Raw genomic sequence first — 16794 nt, 5'->3', positions numbered from 1 at the left:
CAACAAAGAGCCCTTCAAACAGCCCCTCGAGCCATCAACCCAGTGCTCACCGAACCATTCAAAACCTCCAGTCGAAAGACCTAACAAGGGGACATTTCTATTTGGGACAAATGAGGACATTTTAAAACGGGATTGACAGAGCTTGCCAGAGCAATTTAGTAATGTCCGGTTTGAGCCATTTTAAAATGTCCTCCTAAGCTTACCTATATTGGTCTGCTTAGGAGTTATCCGGATGCTTATTACGATCATCGATTCAAGGTGCTTACTGACGTACGTGAAAAACGACTACGCCAAGTTGACGCTGCTATCATTTTGAATCTGTCTGCGCGTCATATCCGACGTTTGGTGAACAAACTTGTCTCTCTTGGAGCTCAAAGTCTTACACGCGCAGCGCGTGGACGCCCAAGTAATCGACGCTATTCAGAACATTTCAGAATTGAAATACTGAAACTTATTCGTGAGCATTACTCTGGCTTCTCACCAACGTTCGCTCTGGAAAAACTGACTGAACTACATAATCTATCAGTCTCTAAAGAAACACTCCGTCAATGGATGATCGCCGACGGATTATGGCTTCCACATTCACAACGTAAACCTCGGATCTATCAGCCTCTATTCACGGTAAAGCTTGAGCTATCAAGTTCGTAATTTCCTGATTTATATGCAGATCGGTCGTCTTGTAATGATAGCTTCATTTCGACTGGGAACTTGCCACCTAGATATACATATCCTATTTGTTCTCTTATCGTTCTGGCTTGTTTACCATCTTTGCCTGGTAAATTTGTTGGGAGCTCCATAGTCATTATTTCAAACTGCATTTCCACTAAAATTTGCCCTCCAATGTACAGCTTGGTTAATAATAAGTTACAACGCAACACTATCTCCTAGATCGTAACACTTTGTCTTACAACTGAGATGCTGGTATTTCTATCACTAATAAGTCTTTAAAATCATATCCTTAGACAGTTTTTACATTCGTTGGTATATCTTTTATTTGTTAACATATTTTCGAAATCAATAACTTATTATATAAAAGGCTTAATATGAAAATCAGCATGATCGCCCTATCACTATTGACCGCTTTTGGTATGAGCTCATACGCACAAGCTAGTGACAACGAAGCCTCCTCTAAAGAACTCGGTAATTTTTATGCTGGAGTTGATGTCGGCTTTTATAATGAAACTGAATTAGAATACCGCGGCAGTGCAATTGAAGATTCATCTGACCTATCCGACCTGAGTTACAACTTAGTTGGGGGTTATGAGTTCAATACTCACGATGTAGTCAAGTTAGGATTAGAGGCTGAGTACCGACAAATTGGAAAAGTTAACTTTAGCGATACAATGAACATTGAAGGCCAAGCTTTCTTCGTAAATATCAAACCGAAGTTCATTGTTAAAGGTGACGTAGTCGATTTATATGTATCACTATTAGCTGGGGTTGGCTCTATGGATATGGAGGCGAAAGCTTTTGGGGTTTCTGACTCTAAGTCTGAGACTGGTTACCAAGTTGGTGGTGAGCTTGGTGCAATCGTTACAGACAATATAGACATTCACCTTGGTTACCGAAATGCACGCGTTGAAATAGACTCCATAGATGTTTCATCACAAACAGCTTACTTTGGAGCAAGGTACCACTTCTAAACTATCTCCAATAGAACGTTCTATCACAATTAAGCCGAACTCTTTGAGTTCGGCTTAATTGTGATACTTTTCTCCCCTGTACACATAAGCTCTCTAGACAACTCACCCCAACAAAACGTTACGTTGTCTCTTATCTGTAATGATACTTGCCTTACCAATTAGGTTCACACGAAACAAACCGCCTAAACAGGCTACTATTTCGTGTTTAAATTTTGATCTATCAATCAGTTATATGAACAAATAAGGTGATTAAGCAATCAAATGCAATGCATTCGCACTTCCGTTGTGATTTTAAGTGTTAACATCAGGCAATTTTGTAAAATAGGTGTTTGATATGTTGCCTAAGCTTTATAAGTTCAGATCCCTTCACGATCGAAACATACAGTCAATATCTGAATGTTCGTTATGGTTTGATTACGCAAAAACCTTTAATAATCCTTTTGAATCGAATCACGAGTTCAACGAGAACCTTCAAAACAACTTTAAATTAATGTGCTTTTCTCAATCGAGTAGTCACCCCATACTGTGGTCTCAATATGGCGATAATTTTAAAGGTATGTGTATCGAGTATGATCTTAACTTTTACAACGGCAAGGCTAATCTCAACTGCTTTGAAGTCCAATATGAAGATAACCCCGCCATATTTAATTTATCGTCGTTAACAGGGTTAGAAGTTAAGTTGAAAGAAACTAAGTTGGGGTCGGAGTTATTTAAAACTAAGCATTCTAACTGGCGTCACGAACAAGAATATCGATGGGTGTTACCTGATGAAGAAATTGTCGGGAATAAATTGTATCTGAACAAAGAATGCTTAAGAGCAGTGATCCTCTCAGAGCACGCTCCTGTTGACCGAAAACTGAAAGTCTTGATGACTTGTCAAAGCCTTGGTATTCCCGTTAAACACGCTATGGTAAAACATGATTCATTTACGTTTGAAGCGGTAAGCTAAACTAGTTACGAACAAAAAAACCAGCTAAGTGAAGTGGTTATGAAATTTTACAGTGTAATTAAAAGTCCAATTAGATATGGATCTCTTAATTTTATTCTCAACCTGTGTCTACATATTCGTGGTCAGTTTCCCTGGTATTCTACCTTGCACTTGTTCAACCGTCGAAGATGCCATTTGTACCGTAGAGAACCAATAAGGACGATGCTTTGCATTGAATAAGTCACTATTATCCAAAGCTTCAAATATGGAGAATTTTCTACCCTGAGCCAATGCAGCACCATAGACGGTGCGCTCAAGTGCTGGGGTTTCATTCACTTCTTCAAGAAGTGCCCTCTTTATAAACTGGTTACCCGGGCTCCAATCAATAAAATCAACAAGATTTTTTAGTAGCTTAAGCTCTAATTTTTCAACCATCGTTTCTAGAAACTGGGTGTTTGGGAGAACTTCCGTGCAAGCGTAATACTCATCATGTTTGTCGCTCGCGTCTCTGTACCCAAGCATCGTTTTCACCAGCGCATCTTCAAATGTTGATGAGAAATGGTTACAAATCAAAAATAAAGGTAAAACTCGTAGCACACCAAGAAGTATCCCAGCCTTGGGCTCCTTCACAGACGTTTCTTGAAGTCGAAGTCGCGTAACGTTTGAAGTCACCACTAAGTGTTGCCAAACCTTGGGAACGATATGTTTGATGTTACCGTCATTCCATTTAATCAATTGTTGGCTCATGAGCAATGGAAACAACAAGCGACAGTTCTCGATACCGAGCTGTCGCGCTGCAACTTTAGGGTCAAGAATCACCTTGGATTTCTTTCCATACTTCTCGGTAAACTCATGATTGGAAACAAACTCGATTAAACTTGAACTTAATGGTCTACTTTTAGCTGATATTTCATGAAGTTTAGAAAAATTTAAGGACGGCGAATAGGCAACGCTAGCGAACTGGTTGTAATCTGGTAGGTCTGAGAACAACGAACTTATTAAGGTACCTTGAAGCTTCTCAAGCATCAGAGCCGAGGCTGCATTACTCACATCATCGATAACGTATCGCAGTGTTTGTTGCTTCGCGACGACTTTCTCGCGATGCACATTGACTCGATCCTGCTCACAACGTAGTAAAATACGTTGATTGTGGGATATGCGGTCAGACTCATCAAATATCACACTATCACAGTATCTATTTTCCAAACTCAGTAATGTGTCTACTGTACCTTGCTCAAGATTATACTCTGGTGAGATCAACCATCGATTAAAGCGAGCCTCAACATTGATTGAGACCTTTCTAGAGATCTCAATCACTTCAGGGGGGTAATTTTTATTTGCTAACAACAACCGTGCTTTCCTTTGCCCTAAGTTTCTTTTGCCGACATATTCTGTCTTTATAATAAAACTAATATTAATAGAAATTAGAGATTGGTTCACGAAATTGTTTCAAAAGAATTAAGATAATTTAGTTATAGTGCACTAAGGTGCTAATTCTGTGATGTGTAATCGAATAAACTTCTCAGGGAAACTGTATTTGAACTTTTTCTTCTTCGGCAAATACATTTTAGCGTGTTTGCATGCCGTACTATCGCCAGACGCCCTAACCTTTTTGATTCTGGCGTAGCCTTTAGAATGCTTCATTTCGATCATAAGATCACAATACCCCTCGACTTCAACATTGCTCTTGTTGAATCCTTTGATAACTGTCGCTTTGATCTTTTTTGCTACTGGATTAACTAATGCATCATCAGTGAGTGCATGCAAAGGTAAGAAATAAAAAAAGAATACTAGATATCTCATATCTGTTCTCCATTATGAAAGTTGAGAACAGTATGCAGACAATTGAGAGAAACTGAGGATTAATTAAGTATGACTAATTACTAACTCGGACGAAATTTTTGACAATTATGCCTTCTTCGAACCTTTAGACTTAAAGCCATTATGCGGGAATACGTTACGAATACGTTGCTGTACGCTTTTAGGTATATCTTTAGTGAACTTGAGGTTGTAGCCAGCGCGTTTCGCATACACTTTAAGTTCACCTTTAAACGCATTATTGTGACCAATTTCTTGAAGGTTATGTTTAAAGCTCGGCGGAAGATGCCCTTTAACTTGCTCAATAGATCCGTTATTGAATTTGATTTTCAACACGGGTCTATCAATTGCAACTAACCAAAAAACCAACACCGCACCGATTAAAATTACGTACATCATAATGCCACCACTTTGATGATTATTTGTCGTCAGAAAGGAGTTTGCTCAAGTCTTCTTTAAGGCTGGTTACCGTCTTACTTGCCTGTTCACTACGAGAGGCTTCACTCACTAAGTATTCAATTGCGTCTGATAACGTACAACCCAATTCATTCGCTCGTTGAGACAGCTTTTCCCATACGCGATAATCAAGGTCTATAGACTTCTTCTTGGTGTGAACTTGCTCGGCATTGAAATGGCGTTTTCGCTTAGCTCGGATCGCTTGTTTAAGCTTATTATCGAGCTCTGGAGACATATTGTTAGATATCCACTCAAGCACGCCTGTAGGTTGGTGCTCTAGCTTCAATAAAGCTTGTAATGCGACATCAGCTTCACTTGAATCAATGTGACAGGTAATCGATTCACCTTCTTTCCATTTTTTGACCAGATAGTTCCATTTCCAACCACATTCTAAGTTTTCAAGTTGCTGATATTTCATGTCTAATCTCGAGAGTTGATTCTAGTGACAGCGTAACCCAGAATGGGCTACTTAACAATTATTGTCTTGAAAGAATAGACCAAGATCATACTTATATTAGCTTAGTGATTAGTAACTACAACATAGAGCTACAAGCCAGATCGGTTTTTCTATATACTCCCTACCTTATTATCATAATCAGAAACTTAAATGACTCAAGTAGATTGGCGACATGTTACGCCTCAGTACGACGAATATAGCGCTCAATTAGAGCAATTCCCTGACATCTCGCCTTTCCCGTTTTCAGACATTCAACATAGATTCAGAGACGCGCTAACCCGCTTTGTCCGCTTGTCCAACCTTTCGCGTGTATTACTTGTAAACGCCCAGGACAACTCGATCTATCGTCAAATGATTGTTGAATCTTTAGCTACTGCATTAGACGACCAGACTCTTCCGGTAATAAAAACCGAATCTTTAAACGCTGTTTCTCTGTTTGACCAAGTCCAATCAAAAGACGGTAAGATTATTGCTACAAAACCCGGCTTGTTATCAAGGGCAAACAACGGCTACCTGATCGTTTCAGCAAACTTGATCTTGGCAAACCCGGGAAGCTGGTTGTTATTAAAGTCTGCGCTTCTTGGTGAAGCAATAGAGCCAATCAGTAGTAACCCTGAACACTTGAATCAATCCCCAACTTTACCTCTTACCTACAACATTAAGCTGATTGTAGTTGGAGACAGAGCTCAATTGGGTGACCTTGATTACCTGGATAGCGATATTCAAACTGGTTTTTGCCTATTCAGTGAAATAGAGCAAGACATTAAGATCTCACACGACACTTTGACTCAGTATCTTGGATATCTAAAGTGGCTTCAGCAACGTTATAACCTCCCAAACATCACGCAACAGGCGCTAATTGGGATTCTTACCGCTGGAGCAAGAGAGACCGAAGATCAAAGTTACATCCCCTTATGCCCGATTTGGCATAATGCGCTTTTGAATGAAGCTTTAGTTGAAGCGGACAATAGCGAGATTGATGTTCACCATATTCAACAAGCTCAACAACATAAATACCACCGAGAGTCGTACCTACCAGAACGCGCTCTTGATGATATTCGAGATGGCCAAGTCATTATCGAAACCGAGGGTGAGCAAGTGGGTCAAGTTAACGGTCTAACCGTTATCGATGTTCCTGGACACCCTGTATCTTATGGTGAACCGGCTCGAATTTCATGTGTCATTCACTTTGGTGATGGAGACATTACCGACGTTGAACGTAAAGCTGAGCTTGGTGGTAACCTGCACGCGAAGGGCATGATGATCATGCAAGCGTTTGTTAGCAGTGCATTAAACCTTGAAGATCCCCTGCCATACGCCGCATCTGTAGTATTTGAACAATCATATTGCGAAGTCGATGGCGATAGCGCTTCTCTTGCAGAGCTGTGCTCTTTGGTAAGTGCTCTGTCTGAATACCCTATCAATCAACAAATTGCTGTAACAGGTGCTGTTGACCAGTTTGGTCGTGTACAAGCAGTCGGTGGGCTTAACGAAAAAATCGAAGGTTTCTACCATGTATGCAAACACAATGGTTTAACTGGTGAACAAGGTGTGATTCTTCCAAGATCTAACTTAAGACACCTTGCGCTCAAGCCTGACCTTATTGAAAGCATAAAAAATGAAGAATTCCATATTTGGTCTGTGTCTAATGTAGATGAAGCAATTCCTCTAATTATGAACAAACCATTTAGAGACGATGAACAAGAAAGCGTTCTGAGCAAAATCGCAGAACGTATTGAAAACTTTGAAAGACATGAGCACCCTATTGGAATTGTTGCACGCATTAAAAACTGGTTTGTCTAGTACTGATCGGACTTGTTTAGCGTACACCTGTTCACTAAAATGCACCTATCAAAAATCGGAGTAATTGATAATGCAAAACAAACGTGATTCTTACACTCGCGAAGATCTTCTAGCATCAAGCCAAGGCGAACTATGGCCAGAAGGTCCTCAACTACCAGCACCGAACATGTTGATGATGGATCGCATCACTAAAATGTCTGAGACTGAAGGTGATTTCGGTAAAGGTTTGATTCTTGCTGAACTGGATATTACTCCTGACCTATGGTTCTTCGACTGTCACTTCCCTGGTGACCCAGTAATGCCTGGTTGTCTAGGACTTGATGCAATGTGGCAGCTTGTTGGCTTCTACCTTGGTTGGGTTGGCGGCAAAGGTAAAGGCCGTGCTTTAGGTGTAGGCGAAGTGAAATTCACTGGTCAAATTCTACCTACTGCGAAAAAAGTAACTTACGAAATCCACATGAAACGTGTGGTTAACCGTCGCCTAGTTATGGGTCTTGCAGATGGTCGCGTACTTGTTGATGGCAAAGAGATCTATGTTGCTAAAGATTTGAAAGTTGGCCTTTTCCAAGATACGTCAGCATTCTAATCTAATAGTTAGATTTTTAATAAAGCAGCTAATGGTTGCTTTATTTTTATCTTAACATATTTAGTTATAGTGCATTAGGGTATAGCTAGTTAAACTGAATAATTATATGTCCACCAGCGAAACAACCTTAAATCACTGTGGCTAATCCACGGTTTATAAGGCCTTGTATGTATCTCAGAAACTAACAAGGCTCCAGCCATTGTAAATAGCATGGAGCCTTAACTTTTGAATATGTTTGCCCTATCTACTTATAGAGACCTGAATGCTTATCATCTTTGGCATCACGCCAACCACCTAACCAATACGATTTGGAATCCATTTGGCTATATGGGCAAGCTTCTTGTGACCTGCCATTTAAACCAGCTTTGTAACCTTGAGATTGTGCTCGTTCTAGGCGATCACGCTTTTGTCTCTTCATAGTGCAGTCCTCATACGGGTGTTAATTTACTAACATACAATGATTACAACTTAGCGGAGTTTTTGTGACTCCAACTTTAAGAATCGACCAACTTTTCACTTTTCTCAAGGCGAAAAAAAGCCCGAGTTCAAAATTGTGAACTCGGGCTCAAGAGATAAAATTATTTAAATTTTCTACGGAACCCTAACAGACCAAGAACAGTCAAAGCAAACCAACCTAAACTGCCGCCTTGGCGATCAACTTTTTCAGTGTCTGCACTACGAGTTTGGATGTCAGCTTTGGTTGCACCAGAGATCGGAACCAACTTAACGGCTACCACTTCTTCTACCGCATTAGATGCCGCTGCACCACAGTAAGAGTTATGTGACGTTGTATCGTATGCTTGTGTCGTTCCACCGACTGTACACTTAATAGCGGTTGCTGAAATCACACCTGCATCGTTAATTCCTGAAGCGTCAATAATTCGGAAACGGTTATTGGCATCAGAATAATCTTGTCCATCAGCATTTACACCATTTGTTAGATCATCTAACCACCAAGCTTTACTCTCAAACAGCGCAATTCTTGATGCATCAGTGCCGGTCGCTTGATACGGGTAGATAAAACCACGGTGTCTACGTTCACTACCATCGACTTCACGAGTCGTCTCAGCGTCAATTTGGCCGACAAACTCATTGAAGTTGTTAACCGCTTTAGCTTCACCACTCGAACCACCAAAGAAGATACCACCAGACAAGTATGTTGCAGTCGGAGTTGATGCAGATGCATCGGTGACAACGAAGATCTTGTTACCGGCACTACCGCTTTCTGGAACGTAACCATTACGCTTAGAATAGCCCACAGCAAACAAGTTATCGTTAATATCGGTCGCAACAGAGTTGCTGTATCTAGCATCATCGTTTGACGAACCAGACTTAACCTCTGCACCGCTAATCACTTTCGTTGTCCAAGTAGCGCTAGAGATATCCACTGAACTACTGACAAAAACACTTGCATTCATGTCTTGTAGATCGCCATTTCCATCTACAGTGTTGTAGCCCACACCATAAAAAATCGAGCTTGATTCAACAATTGAACGCATACTGCCTTGAGCAAAATAATCATTTTGTTGAGCGTCGCCCCCTCTGACCCAATCGATTTCTTTTGTTGTATTTCCATCCCAGATTGCCGCTTTAGAGCTAAACGTTGTATCCGAAGTATCTGTTTTAGGGCCCTTCGTAGATACACTACCTACATTGTAAACAGTGCTGGTTGCCGTTATAGCTTTCCATGCACGAGTTTCAGAAGAACCAGCAGGTCCCGAAGTAGTCGTAAACAACGCATTATTACGGATACTTCCTTCAGATTTAACGCCGACAGGTTGAGCATTGTCATCCAGAGAGTTAATTACAGTATTGCGGCTATCAAATGTAGTTCCATCTTCTACAAATGCTCTTGCATTGACGTAAGTAAGGTCGTTTCTTTCCTTATTCCAAGTATCGTTCCAACGATTGTCTGCCCAACTTTCACACGTAGAGTATCTCAACTCTCGATAACAATAGTTTTCGAAATCGTCACGCTCTTGAATGTATTGGAATGGAGCATCCATTGCGAAAGGAACTTCCTCGCGATAACTTACAGCTTCAAGAGTATCGCGAGTTTCACCAGCAAGTTTAAATGTACTATCAGCACAGTTGGTCGCCGTTGAGTCAAAACAACCTAACGTAAGATCGTTCGTTCCGTCTGTAGCAGCACCAGGTTGAATCGCGACACCATAGATTTCAGATGCATCTGTGATAGAAGGCGTAACTTCAACGACCTTGTAAAGCGCAGCGTTAGCATTAGTTGCAGCCAAAACTAGGGCTGCAACTGTGGTTAATTTAAATTTAGTACAAGTCATTATTACTTCTTAACTTTCCTGTTGTATTGCTTCGAGCTCTTCCCAGCGCTCAAATGCAACTTCAAGCTCCTGCTCTGCTGCAGATAGCTTATCTAAAACTGGTTGTGTCTGCTCTACAGGTTTTGAGAAGAAGTCTGGATTATTAACTTCTTGCTGCAGAGTTTCAATCTCGGTTTCCAATTCTTCTAAACGCATTGGTAGCGTTTCTAATTCTCGTTGTAGCTTATACGATAACTTCTTGGTTTTAGCTTTAACTGGCGCAGTTTTGGGAGTTTCCTCAACAACTTTGTCCGTCTTTGCTGGCTTTTCAACCTGACGGTACTCAAGTGCTTGTGCTCTTTGTTTCTGAGCATCGTGGTAACCACCAACAAACTCTTCCACTACACCGTTGCCTTCAAAAATCCAGCTCGTCATTACCGTGTTATCAACAAATTGACGATCGTGACTCACAAGGAGCAACGTACCCTCATAGTTGGCAAGCAAATCTTCCAAAAGTTCCAATGTTTCGATATCTAAATCATTGGTAGGTTCATCGAGAATCAGCAAGTTATTCGATTTAAGGAAAATACGAGCCAATAACAGGCGGTTTTTCTCACCACCAGAGAGCGCTTTAACAGGCGTACGAGCACGTTTAGGAGAGAACAAGAAATCTTGTAAGTAACTTAGAGCATGACGCTCACGTCCACCTACTGTTACTTCTTGCTTACCATCAGCAAGGTTGTCAATTACCGACTTCTCAGGATCTAAAATTTCTCGGTATTGATCGAAATACGCAACTTCAAGCTTAGTACCACAATGCAAGCGACCTGAATCAGGTTTAAGTTGATCAAGAAGTAATTTAAGAACCGTACTCTTACCACAGCCATTTGGCCCAATAAGTGCGATACGATCACCACGCATGATATTGAAACTAAAGTCTGTAACGATCTCTTTGCCTTCAAACGCAAAGTTAAGGTTCTCTGCTTCAAATACAATTTTTCCTGAACGTCCAGACGTATCGATCTGAATATTCGCTTTTCCTTGAACTTCACGACGATCTTGACGCTCTTCACGTAACTTTTTAAGAGCACGTACGCGGCCTTCATTACGTGTACGACGAGCTTTGATACCTTGACGGATCCAGACTTCTTCTTGCGCTAGCTTTTTATCGAATTCTGCATTTTGCATCTCTTCAACACGTAGTGCTTCTTCTTTATCTAGTAAGTAGTTTTCATAATCGCCAGGGAAAGAACTTAGCTTGCCACGGTCAAGATCAACAATGCGTGTTGCCATTGATTTAATGAAAGCACGGTCATGCGAGATAAAGATGATTGAACCGCGGAAGTCCTTTAAAAAACCTTCAAGCCATTCGATCGTTGCAACATCTAGGTGGTTAGTAGGTTCATCAAGCAGTAATACGTCAGGATCGCATACAAGCGCACGTGCAAGTGCTGCTTTACGTTGCCAGCCACCTGACAATTCCGTTAGTTTCGTGTTTGCGGTTAGTTTAAGTGCATCAAGAACATTGCTTACACGATCTTCAAAACGCCAAGCATTCGCGTGATCCAATTTCTCTTGAACGCGAGTGAGGCGGTTTAAATTCTTCTCGCTCGGATCTTCAGCAATCACATCAAGTAAGTTGTGGTATTCCTTAAGCAACTCACCTACCTCAGCTAAACCACCAGATACGTATTCGTAAACAGAACCTTGCTCATTACGCGGTGGATCTTGCTCTAGACGAGATACAACCACATCTTGTGTGATCTGCATCTTGCCGTCGTCCATGATGATGTTGCCAGACAAGATCTTCATCAACGTAGACTTACCAGCGCCATTGCGCCCTACCAAACACACACGTTCATTTTCTTGCAGCGCGAAGTCCGCACGATCTAATAATGGGTGATCGCCAAAGGCTAATTGCCCATTATGAATTGTAAGTAATGCCATTCTTCTTTAACCAATCATTAAGTTCTAACAAGCCAAATGGCCAGTTAAGCTCTGAGCTTTGAGAAAGGTCAGAGCTTTCAAATTTGAGTACCGGAATAGTGACCCCGTAACGGGAAAAGAGCTCATCATCCAATGCGATATCGACTACATTGACTTTATGGCTAATATTTAACTGTTCCGTAAGTTTAAATGCCATCTCACATAGATGGCACCCTTCTGTACTGTAGAGAGTCAGCACTATATATCCTTATACAATCTCTTTGACTACTTGTGTGTAATCAACCAGCAGTTATGAATGTGCTTGTTGCGGGAGAAGTCCAATGGAAGCGTTTTTGCTGAAATATTCTGAGCCGTGAGACCTAGTTCTTCTAGACCTTCAACATCCATTTTGAAGTGGCGCTTGTTGTTAGAGAACACAATAGTGCCTTCTTCACGGAGAATACGTTTCAAGTCTTCCATCAACTGGATGTGATCGCGTTGAACATCAAAAGATTGATCCATGCGCTTAGAGTTTGAGAACGTTGGTGGATCAATAAAGATTAAGTCATAAGATCCTTGTTCTTTAGCTAGCCATTGTAAACAGTCTGCTTGAACGAATTGATGCTGACGACCAACACGACCATTAAGGTCCATGTTCTGTTTTGCCCACTCTAGGTAGGTATTAGACATATCAACGGTTGTCGTTGAACGTGCGCCACCTACTGCAGCATGAACAGATGCACTACCTGTATAAGCAAACAGGTTAAGGAAATCTTTGCCAGCAGCCATCTCACCGATACGACGACGAGTGATCTTATGATCTAAGAACAAGCCAGTATCTAGGTAGTCATGAAGGTTAACAATCAGCTTAGCGCCGTATTCGTTTACTTCTAGGTTAGAAGAGTCTTGAGCCATCTTCTGGTATTGAGAACGGCCCTTCTGCTTCTGACGAACCTTAAGCACGACGTTGTTTGCTTCAACGCCGGTCACTTGGATAGAAGCTCGGATAATGTCGGTTAGGCGGCGTTTTGCTTTATCTTCAGGCACATCTTTAGGTGCTGCGTATTCTTGAATAACCAGGTGACCTGGGTAGACATCAATCGCTACATTATATTCAGGCAGGTCTGCGTCATAGATGCGGTAGCAATCTAATTTCTCTTTCTTAGCCCACTTACCGATTTTACCGATGTTCTTTTTAAGACGGTTCGCGAAATCAGGAGCAACCAATTGTTGTTGCTGCTCTGTAGGACGCTCTGACATAGGGCGATCTGAAATTGAATAGTTCTTCTGGTGACACGGTAACGCACCATTGTTCAATTTAAATTGTTTGTCAGCACGCATACGCAGACAACTTAACAGTTCGTCTGAGCTAGAGAAGATTGAAGCGTTACAGCCACCAAATTCCGCTTTCAGTTGTGCACCAAAAGCAGTGTAAAGTGCAATAAGACCGGGTTCTGTCCCTAAACGCTCACCATATGGTGGGTTAGAAACAATCACACCGTCAGCAAACTCTGTTGGACGCTTAAGCTTTGCAGCGTCACCTACTTCGAATTCAATCAACTCTTCAACGCCAGCACGACGTGCATTGTCACGCGCCGTTTTGATCATGCGTTCATCATTATCGTAGCCGTAGAACTTACATTCTACTTTCTTAACGCCACGACGGCCTTGAACGTTCGCTTCAGCTTTCACTTCAGCCCAAAGCTCTGGTTCAAAATCTTCTAGTGATTCAAAACACCATTTCTGACGCTTAACACCCGGAGCTAGGTTTGCAGCCATCATTGCCGCTTCAATAACCAAAGTACCAGAACCACACATAGGATCTAAGAAAGGTTTTGTTGCATCCCAGCCACTTCGAAGAAGAACCGCAGCAGCTAGCGTTTCACGCAATGGTGCACGACCTGATTCAGGACGGTAACCACGTTGATGAAGACCACTACCTACCATATCAACACCAAGAATCGCTTTATCACGGTGAAGACGAACGTGAATGCGAATATCTGGGTTTTCTTTACTGATTGAAGGACGCGGTAAAGACTTCTTCTCGAAGCAATCTACAACCGCATCTTTTACTTTCATCGCACCGTATTGGCTGTTACGAATTTCGTTATTCGTACCGTTAAAGTCAACAACAAAACGTTTTGAACTATGGAATTGATTTACCCAATTAACCGCTGTCGCTGAAAGGTAAAGATCCATGTCGTCCAGACAAGTGAATTCAGAAAGCACACGTACAAATCGAGAAGCCAAACGGCTCCACAAACAACAACGATAAATTTGCTCATTTGTGGCTTTGAATTTAACACCTGCTTGAACAGGTTTTGCGTTTGTAATCCCTAGTTGGGTTAGTTCTTCAACTAATAAATTCTCAAGGCCATTTGAGGTCACCGCTAGATATTGATTCATAGTGTTCTTTTATTGATAAAAATTAGCTCGATTATACCTGAATTTACTATGAGAGCATCACACTAAACTCGTCTTTTCATTGAATCTTTCTACTAATTGTTTAGCAAATGCGCAACCGCGGAGCGATCGCTTACCCATACGCCCTTACAACACAATACCTATCTAACCCACGAGAATAACCGTCATACCAACCTTAAAAAACCAAAGTGAATTGTTATTCACCCTTAAATTGGTATATACCAATATTAAATTAATGGTGTAATTGGGTTACAAACGAACTAAAACAGGGAATAAACATGGGGAGTTTGCACTTTTGGTTAAGAAAATGGGGAGAAATTAAGGTGAAAAAATAGTCGAATGTTCACTATTTAAATGAATAAGCAGTGATGCATTTATCAAGATGAGGTTTTTTAAGCACAAAAAAATCGGCTATTGAGCCGATTATGAGGAAGGTTTTACAGGTTTATGAGTTGTTACACGTGTTAGAAATGATGCTCTAGATTGGAGGTTAACCTACCATAGCGATATGGCCGTGATGAAGGATAGCGTTCGCGTTAACCATTCTATCGTGCATAACCTTAATCGAGTCTCCGAATCGCAACCCTTTTGATGGAGTAAGCAGAAACTCTTCTAGGTCGACAAAAGCACATAGGCTTGCACACTCTCCCACTTCTAGTACGATGAAGTAACCTAGGCTATGCTCGTTACTCATTTGTACAATGTCCCCTTCCTGAGGGTACTCATGTCCTACGCTTTGTGAGTCGAAGAACCAACTCTTAGGCTGTACAGGCTTGTGAAAGCGCTTTGCTGCGACACAATAAAGTGCGAGTTCAGCTTGGCGAGGCTCAGACAACTCTAAGCCAGAAATTTGTTCTTTGAAGGTCTGGTATGAAGATGCGTCATCAACGGTGAATTCATTATCTTTAAACGCGCAGTCCACCAGCTTGTTGCGGACCAGATTCGTTTTGAAAATCATATCCTCTCCGAGGTTTAGCATTAATGAACATTGCTGCTCATCGTAATACCAACTCCATGTATCGCTAGGTTTAAGCATCATTTCGTCTCACACTGTTGAACCATTCCATTAGGTAAAACGCAAAATTACCTTCAATTACAGTAATTTTACTGAGCAATAGGCAAAAAAAAAGAGGAAATGAATTCCTCTTTCTTATCGCTTTTATCTACAACTCAGTGAGTTACAGTGTCTCTTTTGATGAGACGATGCCAGATTACGGTTTTTATAAGCACTGCTATTTTACGAACAGTAGCTTATTAATAACATTCACTCTTCGCGGACTGTAGCTTTTCAAAAACTTCAGATATTTACGAACTATAGCGAATACAACCTATCGCTATTTAAGGCTACAGGTTTTTAACGATATCGCCTACAAGGCTTGGACCTTTGTAAATGAAACCAGAGTAAACTTGTACAAGCTTAGCGCCTGCCATCATTTTCTCTTTTGCAGCAACATACGAGTCAACGCCACCTACCCCAATGATCGGCACTAGGTCACCAAGCTCTTCATGAAGTTTACGAACAACTTCAGTACTGCGAGATTGAACAGGACGTCCACTTAGGCCACCCGCTTCATCGCAATGCTTCATACCTTCAACAATGCTACGATCCAATGTTGTGTTTGTTGCGATCACACCATCGATCTTATTTTTGATCAATGATTCACAAATTTGGCGAATTTCATCGTCACTTAGATCCGGAGCGATCTTAAGAGCAAGCGGGACATATTTGCCATGCTTCGTTTCTAATTCAGATTGCTTGGTTTTTAGTTCAGACAACAGATCATCAAGTGCTTCGCCGTATTGTAGCGAACGAAGTCCTGGAGTATTTGGTGAAGAGATATTTACCGCAATGTAACCTGCGTATTGGTATACCTTCTCCATACAGATAATGTAATCTTCTGCGCCCTTTTCAATTGGCGTGTCTTTGTTCTTACCAATATTGATACCTAAGATGCCGTCATAGTTCGACTTCTTAACATTCTCAATTAGGTTATCTACGCCTAGGTTGTTAAAACCCATGCGATTGATAATACCTTCAGCTTCAACAAGACGGAACAAACGTGGTTTGTCATTACCTGCTTGTGGACGAGGAGTAACAGTCCCTACTTCTACAAAACCAAAACCCATTGCGCCAAATGCATCAATACATTCGCCGTTTTTGTCTAGGCCGGCAGCAAGGCCAACTGGATTTTTAAAAGTAAGACCCATGCACTCGACAGGTCGGTGAGGTAATTGTTGGCGATACAAAAGATCAATAGGTGTGCCGGTGAAGCGTTTGAAATTTTGAATTGCAAGATCATGAGCCTTTTCGGCATCAAGTTGGAAAAAGCCAGTTCTGGCTAGACGGTAAAGCATTGTGCCTCCGATAGAAAAAAGCGCCGTGTAAACGGGGCGATATTATTTACTTATTTACCCAACTATTCAATCTATTACTGTCTGTAAGGGTAAGATAATCGAGTTTGCTAACGAATGAGGTT

At 41.3% G+C, this 16794-nt stretch carries 17 protein-coding genes; 5 read left to right on the top strand and 12 right to left on the bottom strand.

Features of this window, described 5'->3' with window-relative positions; translation table 11 throughout:
- Positions 1 to 258: 258 nt before the first annotated feature.
- Complete coding sequence (locus tag AACW75_RS16750; RefSeq protein ID WP_135456288.1) at positions 259 to 648, top strand: helix-turn-helix domain-containing protein; 390 nt, start codon at positions 259 to 261, stop codon at positions 646 to 648.
- On the opposite strand, the gene AACW75_RS16745 is transcribed toward AACW75_RS16750, so the two are convergent.
- Positions 606 to 818: a single-stranded DNA-binding protein gene (locus AACW75_RS16745; RefSeq protein ID WP_135456486.1), complete on the bottom strand. Its 213-nt coding sequence runs from the start codon at positions 816 to 818 to the stop codon at positions 606 to 608. The two genes, AACW75_RS16750 and AACW75_RS16745, sit on opposite strands and share 43 nt — an antisense overlap.
- 225 nt (positions 819 to 1043) lie before the next feature.
- Between AACW75_RS16745 and AACW75_RS16740 the strand changes: the two genes are divergently transcribed.
- Positions 1044 to 1643, top strand: a complete 600-nt coding sequence (locus AACW75_RS16740; RefSeq protein ID WP_135456290.1) for a porin family protein — start codon at positions 1044 to 1046, stop codon at positions 1641 to 1643.
- 334 nt (positions 1644 to 1977) lie between these two features.
- Complete coding sequence (locus AACW75_RS16735) at positions 1978 to 2592, top strand: DUF2971 domain-containing protein (protein WP_029224947.1); 615 nt, start codon at positions 1978 to 1980, stop codon at positions 2590 to 2592.
- 108 nt (positions 2593 to 2700) lie between these two features.
- Here the strand turns inward: AACW75_RS16735 and AACW75_RS16730 are convergent, their stop codons facing one another.
- The 4 genes from AACW75_RS16730 to matP all read right to left on the bottom strand — a co-directional run bounded on the left by AACW75_RS16730 (position 2701) and on the right by matP (position 5263).
- Positions 2701 to 3921 (bottom strand): hypothetical protein, encoded by a 1221-nt coding sequence (locus AACW75_RS16730; RefSeq protein WP_017074279.1) that lies wholly within the window; start codon positions 3919 to 3921, stop codon positions 2701 to 2703.
- 132 nt (positions 3922 to 4053) lie between these two features.
- Positions 4054 to 4374, bottom strand: coding sequence for a hypothetical protein (locus AACW75_RS16725; protein WP_135456292.1), 321 nt, complete (start codon positions 4372 to 4374; stop codon positions 4054 to 4056).
- Positions 4375 to 4479: 105 nt separating this feature from the next.
- Positions 4480 to 4788 (bottom strand): DUF3634 family protein, encoded by a 309-nt coding sequence (locus tag AACW75_RS16720; protein WP_017074278.1) that lies wholly within the window; start codon positions 4786 to 4788, stop codon positions 4480 to 4482.
- 19 nt (positions 4789 to 4807) lie between these two features.
- Positions 4808 to 5263 (bottom strand): macrodomain Ter protein MatP, encoded by a 456-nt coding sequence (gene matP / locus AACW75_RS16715; RefSeq protein ID WP_017074277.1) that lies wholly within the window; start codon positions 5261 to 5263, stop codon positions 4808 to 4810.
- 189 nt (positions 5264 to 5452) lie between these two features.
- Between matP and AACW75_RS16710 the strand changes: the two genes are divergently transcribed.
- Positions 5453 to 7105 carry an AAA family ATPase gene (locus tag AACW75_RS16710; protein WP_145572248.1) on the top strand — a complete coding sequence of 551 codons (1653 nt, stop codon included), beginning with the start codon at positions 5453 to 5455 and terminating at the stop codon, positions 7103 to 7105.
- Between the two features lie 70 nt (positions 7106 to 7175).
- Positions 7176 to 7691 carry a bifunctional 3-hydroxydecanoyl-ACP dehydratase/trans-2-decenoyl-ACP isomerase gene (fabA, locus tag AACW75_RS16705; RefSeq protein ID WP_010440782.1) on the top strand — a complete coding sequence of 172 codons (516 nt, stop codon included), beginning with the start codon at positions 7176 to 7178 and terminating at the stop codon, positions 7689 to 7691.
- 244 nt (positions 7692 to 7935) lie between these two features.
- On the opposite strand, the gene rmf is transcribed toward fabA, so the two are convergent.
- From rmf to pyrD, 7 genes are all read right to left on the bottom strand, one after another.
- Positions 7936 to 8109, bottom strand: a complete 174-nt coding sequence (gene rmf / locus AACW75_RS16700; protein ID WP_017074275.1) for a ribosome modulation factor — start codon at positions 8107 to 8109, stop codon at positions 7936 to 7938.
- A gap of 160 nt (positions 8110 to 8269) precedes the next feature.
- On the bottom strand, positions 8270 to 9988 hold the full coding sequence (locus tag AACW75_RS16695) for a DUF3466 family protein (protein ID WP_145572249.1): 1719 nt from the start codon (positions 9986 to 9988) through the stop codon (positions 8270 to 8272).
- Between the two features lie 9 nt (positions 9989 to 9997).
- The gene (locus tag AACW75_RS16690; RefSeq protein ID WP_145572250.1) at positions 9998 to 11914 is read right to left on the bottom strand and encodes an ABC transporter ATP-binding protein; all 1917 of its coding nucleotides are present in this window, start codon (positions 11912 to 11914) and stop codon (positions 9998 to 10000) included.
- The gene (locus tag AACW75_RS16685) at positions 11892 to 12152 is read right to left on the bottom strand and encodes a glutaredoxin family protein (RefSeq protein WP_017074272.1); all 261 of its coding nucleotides are present in this window, start codon (positions 12150 to 12152) and stop codon (positions 11892 to 11894) included. The genes AACW75_RS16690 and AACW75_RS16685 overlap by 23 nt, the downstream gene beginning before the upstream one ends.
- A gap of 26 nt (positions 12153 to 12178) precedes the next feature.
- Complete coding sequence (rlmKL, locus tag AACW75_RS16680; RefSeq protein WP_017074271.1) at positions 12179 to 14299, bottom strand: bifunctional 23S rRNA (guanine(2069)-N(7))-methyltransferase RlmK/23S rRNA (guanine(2445)-N(2))-methyltransferase RlmL; 2121 nt, start codon at positions 14297 to 14299, stop codon at positions 12179 to 12181.
- Positions 14300 to 14807: 508 nt separating this feature from the next.
- Entirely contained in the window at positions 14808 to 15356 is a 549-nt protein-coding gene (locus AACW75_RS16675) for a cell division protein ZapC (protein WP_135456304.1), read from the bottom strand.
- 305 nt (positions 15357 to 15661) lie between these two features.
- Positions 15662 to 16672 (bottom strand): quinone-dependent dihydroorotate dehydrogenase, encoded by a 1011-nt coding sequence (gene pyrD / locus AACW75_RS16670; RefSeq protein WP_145572251.1) that lies wholly within the window; start codon positions 16670 to 16672, stop codon positions 15662 to 15664.
- Between the last annotated feature and the right edge of the window lie 122 nt (positions 16673 to 16794).

This window comes from Vibrio sp. L3-7, assembly GCF_963898195.1.
Lineage (GTDB): Bacteria > Pseudomonadota > Gammaproteobacteria > Enterobacterales > Vibrionaceae > Vibrio > Vibrio echinoideorum.
The sequence above is the reverse complement of the archived record's forward strand: the minus strand, read 5'-3'. Positions and strand labels throughout refer to the sequence as shown.